This window comes from Phenylobacterium sp. (assembly GCF_044372605.1).
Taxonomy (GTDB): domain Bacteria; phylum Pseudomonadota; class Alphaproteobacteria; order Caulobacterales; family Caulobacteraceae; genus Phenylobacterium.
In genome coordinates this window covers 1-3,787 of the sequence record NZ_JBILRO010000291.1, presented here as the reverse complement: position 1 = coordinate 3,787, position 3,787 = coordinate 1, and the positions used below count along the sequence as shown (strand labels likewise).

4 protein-coding genes and 1 pseudogene are annotated in these 3,787 nt (G+C 63.1%); 3 read left to right on the top strand and 2 right to left on the bottom strand.

Translation table 11 applies throughout. From position 1 onward, the window contains the following. Window positions 1–85: 85 nt before the first annotated feature. Both rpmG and ACIQ42_RS16980 read left to right on the top strand, forming a co-directional pair. A complete protein-coding gene (gene rpmG / locus ACIQ42_RS16985; protein ID WP_397404925.1) occupies window positions 86–253 on the top strand; it encodes a 50S ribosomal protein L33 in 168 nt (55 codons plus the stop codon). A gap of 495 nt (window positions 254–748) precedes the next feature. Continuing rightward, window positions 749–1,570 (top strand): phytanoyl-CoA dioxygenase family protein, encoded by an 822-nt coding sequence (locus ACIQ42_RS16980; protein WP_397423419.1) that lies wholly within the window; start codon window positions 749–751, stop codon window positions 1,568–1,570. A gap of 12 nt (window positions 1,571–1,582) precedes the next feature. Here ACIQ42_RS16980 and ACIQ42_RS16975 read toward each other — a convergent pair whose 3' ends face one another. Continuing rightward, window positions 1,583–2,947 (bottom strand): PleD family two-component system response regulator, encoded by a 1,365-nt coding sequence (locus ACIQ42_RS16975; protein WP_397423418.1) that lies wholly within the window; start codon window positions 2,945–2,947, stop codon window positions 1,583–1,585. A 4-nt stretch (window positions 2,948–2,951) separates the two neighbouring features. After that, window positions 2,952–3,317 carry a response regulator gene (locus ACIQ42_RS16970; RefSeq protein WP_397423417.1) on the bottom strand — a complete coding sequence of 122 codons (366 nt, stop codon included), beginning with the start codon at window positions 3,315–3,317 and terminating at the stop codon, window positions 2,952–2,954. A gap of 103 nt (window positions 3,318–3,420) precedes the next feature. Between ACIQ42_RS16970 and ACIQ42_RS16965 the strand changes: the two are divergent. Further along, window positions 3,421–3,787 (top strand): annotated as a pseudogene (locus ACIQ42_RS16965) (hypothetical protein); the annotation flags it as partial.

Sequence of the window (3,787 nt, the reverse complement as noted above, 5' to 3'; positions counted from 1 at the left end):
CTTCCGGCCGCGGATTCGTATTTTCCGCGCCTCCTGAACACCTGCCTGCGGTCCGATCCCGTTTGGCCCCGCAAGGACGACTGCCATGGCGAAGCCCGCCTCAATCAAGATCCGCCTGAATTCGACGGCGGACACCGGCTTCTTCTACGTCACGAAGAAGAACGCCCGCACCAAGACCGACAAGATGGTCCTGAAGAAGTACGATCCCGTCGTGCGCAAGCACGTGGAATTCCGCGAAGGCAAGATCAAGTAAGGCTGAAAAGTCTCTGATTTCGCTTGAAGACGCCCGGCCGAAAGGTCGGGCGTTTTTCTTTGTCTTCCCTCTTCGAGCGACGGTATCCCCCTATCCGCGTGAAGCCCGTCACTTTCCTTCGCCCCTTGTGGGAGAAGGTGGCAGGCGAAGCCTGACGGATGAGGGGTCACGCCAATCTATCGGAATGATTTCATGGGCTTGCTTGAGAGATCTATCGACCCCTCATCCGAGCCGCTTACGCGGCCCACCTTCTCCCACAAGGGGCGAAGGAGAAACGAGGCCTTCAACGACGCGGTCTGAATGGCGCAACCCCATTTGAGGGGGAAATTCACCCGGCGTGGAACTCTTGACCGCGCACACGATGTTGCCGAATGTCCGCCCATGGTTCACCGCGCCTCGCGGTGACTGCGGGAAATCAGTACCGCAGCGGATTGAACGCTTCGCACACCGCGCGGCGCACAGTCTGCTGCGGGGCGCCGTCCACAGGAGACGGTCTTGCCTCAAACACCCCACTTGAGTGATGCCCAGCTCGCGCAATTCCAGAGCCAGGGCGTCGTCAAAATTGACGGACTCCTCAGTCTGCAGGGCGTTGCAGATGCGCGACACGCGGTCCTGCGCCGAATGGAGGCGCTCGGACTCTGGGGCAACGGGAAATGGCGTCTCGATCACGTCGAGCGCCCCCAATGGCCAGCGACGGGCCTCAAGCCCGCCCGTGACATCGGACATCGCCATCCTGAATTAGAGGCCCTGATCGATGAGCCCGCTGTCAGGATCGCAGTTGAACACCTCAGCGGTGGTGGACCATTCGACCGGAAGGTCTGGCCCCGTCCGCAAATACTGGCGTCCCTGCCCAATGCCCCGCCCTGGTCACTACCCGGCGGCTGGCATGTGGACGCGCCCAGGCTGGCCAGCAGACTCAGCCCGGGTCTGCAACTTTTCGCATTCCTGGAACCCGTCGAACCGCGCGGCGGCGGGACCCTCGTTGTCGCAGGATCTCATCGCCTCCTGAACGCTGGGCGACACCTCAAGGTGAAAGCGATCACGTCCGCCCTGGGCGCGGAGCCGTTCTTTCGCCAACTCTTCGACAGTCAATCGAAGCTTGCCTGTCCCGCTGTGCTGCCGGAGGGACGGGTCGAAGGCGTGCCGCTCAAGGTGATGGAACTCACGGGGCAACCCGGCGACGCCTGGCTGATGGACCTGCGCATCCTGCATGCCGCCGCCCCGAACGGATCGGACCGGCCGCGCCTCATGATCACCCACCGATTTGTGCCGAACGCCCGCGTACCCGAGATCGCCGAAGCGTTCGGCTGGGCATGAAGGGATAGTTTCCTACGCCGCCCGCGCGATCACCCGGTTCCGGCCCTGGCTCTTGGCGATATAGACCGCCTCGTCGGCGCGCTTCAGCAGGGTGTTGGACTGATCCTCCGAGCCCGAGCTGGTGGCCACGCCGATGGAGATCGTCACGGTCAGCGCCTCCTGCCCTTCCATCACGCGGAAGGGTGAACCGGCCACATGCAGACGGATACGCTCGGCCACCCGACGCGCAGCCTCCAGGTCAGTATCGGGCATCACCACGACAAATTCCTCGCCGCCGTGTCGTACCGGCAGGTCGATGGCGCGAACGTTGGACGCCAGCCGTACTGCAAATTCGCGCAACACCTCATCGCCCACGTCATGGCCGAAGCTATCGTTCACGCGCTTGAAGTGGTCGATATCGATGACCAGCACAGATACAGGCTCGCCGCCCGCGGCCGCGCGCCGCATCAGGGCCTCGAGTTGCCCCACCATATAGCGGCGATTGTGCAGGCCCGTGAGCTGGTCGGTGACCGCAAGCTCAAGCGAGTGATCCAGGTTGGCCCTGAGATACTCGGTGTAGCGCTTGCGGCGGATCTGGGTGCGGACCCGGGCGGCCATCTCGCCCGAATCAATGGGGCGAGCCAGGATGTCGTTGACGCCGATCTCCAGCGCCTTGACCGCGCGAATCCGTTCATCAAGATCGACCACGGCCAGGATCGGCAGGCTCCTTGTAGTCTCGTCAGAGCGGATCTGGGCGGCGAAGCGCAAGCCATCGAAGACCCGGCTGGTGGCATTGACGATCACCAGATCCACTGGCCCGCGCGCCATCAGCAACGCCTTGGCCGGGTCGGTCTCGATCACCGGGCGATGCTCGACGGACAGTTCATTGCAGACCCGCTGGGCCTGGCGTTCATTATCGTCGACAAAAAGGATCCGACCGCCCGAGCCGCCGAGCCGCGAGGCGGCCCCTGCGATCACGCCCATCCGGCGTCCGGAGGCTTCACGATCGCGCAGCTCATCGATCACGGCCTTGAGCCGGGTCAGGCTGCGCATCCGGGCAAACAGCATCAGATCGTCGATAGGCTTGGTCAGAAAGTCGTCAGCCCCGGCTTCGAGGCCCGCGACCCGGTCAGCGCGCCCATCCAGGGCCGTCACCAGAACGACAGGCACGTGGCGCGTGGTGGGGTCTTCCTTCAGCCGCCGACAGACCGCAAAGCCGTCCATACCGGGCATCATCACATCCAGCAGGATGATGTCCGGAAGCTCGGACGCGGCGATGGCCAGTGCGGTGGGACCATCCGAAGCGGTCAGGACCTCATAATATTCCGAACTGAGCTTGGCCTCGAGCAACCGGACGTTTGAGTCGATGTCGTCGACGACCAGGATCCGCGCGGACATGGGCTCAGTCCAGCAATCGGCGAATGGTTTCCAGGAAGTGGGTCACCGAGATCGGCTTGGAGATGTAGGCCTCGCAACCGCCCTCGCGGATCCGTTCCTCATCGCCCTTCATGGCGAAGGCGGTCACGGCGACAACCGGAATGTGCGCCAGTTCATCGTCTTCCTTCAGCCACTTGGTGACCTCCAGACCCGATATTTCCGGCAGCTGGATATCCATCAGAATCAGGTCGGGCTTGTGCTCACGGGCCAGCGACAACGCCGAGAGGCCCTCACGGGTCTCAAGGGTTTCATAGCCCTGGGCCTCGAGCAGATCATGAAAGAGCTTCATGTTCAGCTCGTTATCCTCGACGATGAGGACCTTCTTGGCCATCCGTCCACCGACCTGCATTTGGCGCCCCGGGTGGCCCGGGAACACCTTCCGGCATTGGCTATCCCATGGATATCCTTAAGCACGCGTTATCTGGGCAACATTCATGACCTTCACCTCGCCAGACCTCCCGCCTCCGGACCTGAAGTCGCTCGGCGTCAGCGGGGAACGGCCACTGATTATTGTCGACGTTGATGAAGTGCTGGGCCTCTTCATGGAGGGCTTCGCCCGGTATCTAGCGACCCACGGCTTCGAAATGCGATTCGACCGCTTCGCCCTCTTCCAGAACATCTATCGACCGGGCGAAGACCAACACATCGACATCGAGACGGGCCAGGCCCATTTCCAGACCTTCTTCCGGGATGCGGTCGAAGACATGCCCGTCGCCGATGGCGGCCCCGAGGCCCTGGCCCGCCTGTCCCGGCGCGCGGACATCGTGGTGCTCACCAATGCGCCCGGCCAGGCTCTGGAGG

Bases quoted from the DNA above. Each gene is read 5' to 3' on its own strand.
- rpmG (WP_397404925.1), top strand. From the start codon at position 86: ATGGCGAAGCCCGCCTCAATCAAGATCCGCCTGAATTCGACGGCGGAC.
- ACIQ42_RS16975 (WP_397423418.1), bottom strand. From the start codon at position 2,947: ATGTCCGCGCGGATCCTGGTCGTCGACGACATCGACTCAAACGTCCGG.
- ACIQ42_RS16970 (WP_397423417.1), bottom strand. From the start codon at position 3,317: ATGGCCAAGAAGGTCCTCATCGTCGAGGATAACGAGCTGAACATGAAG.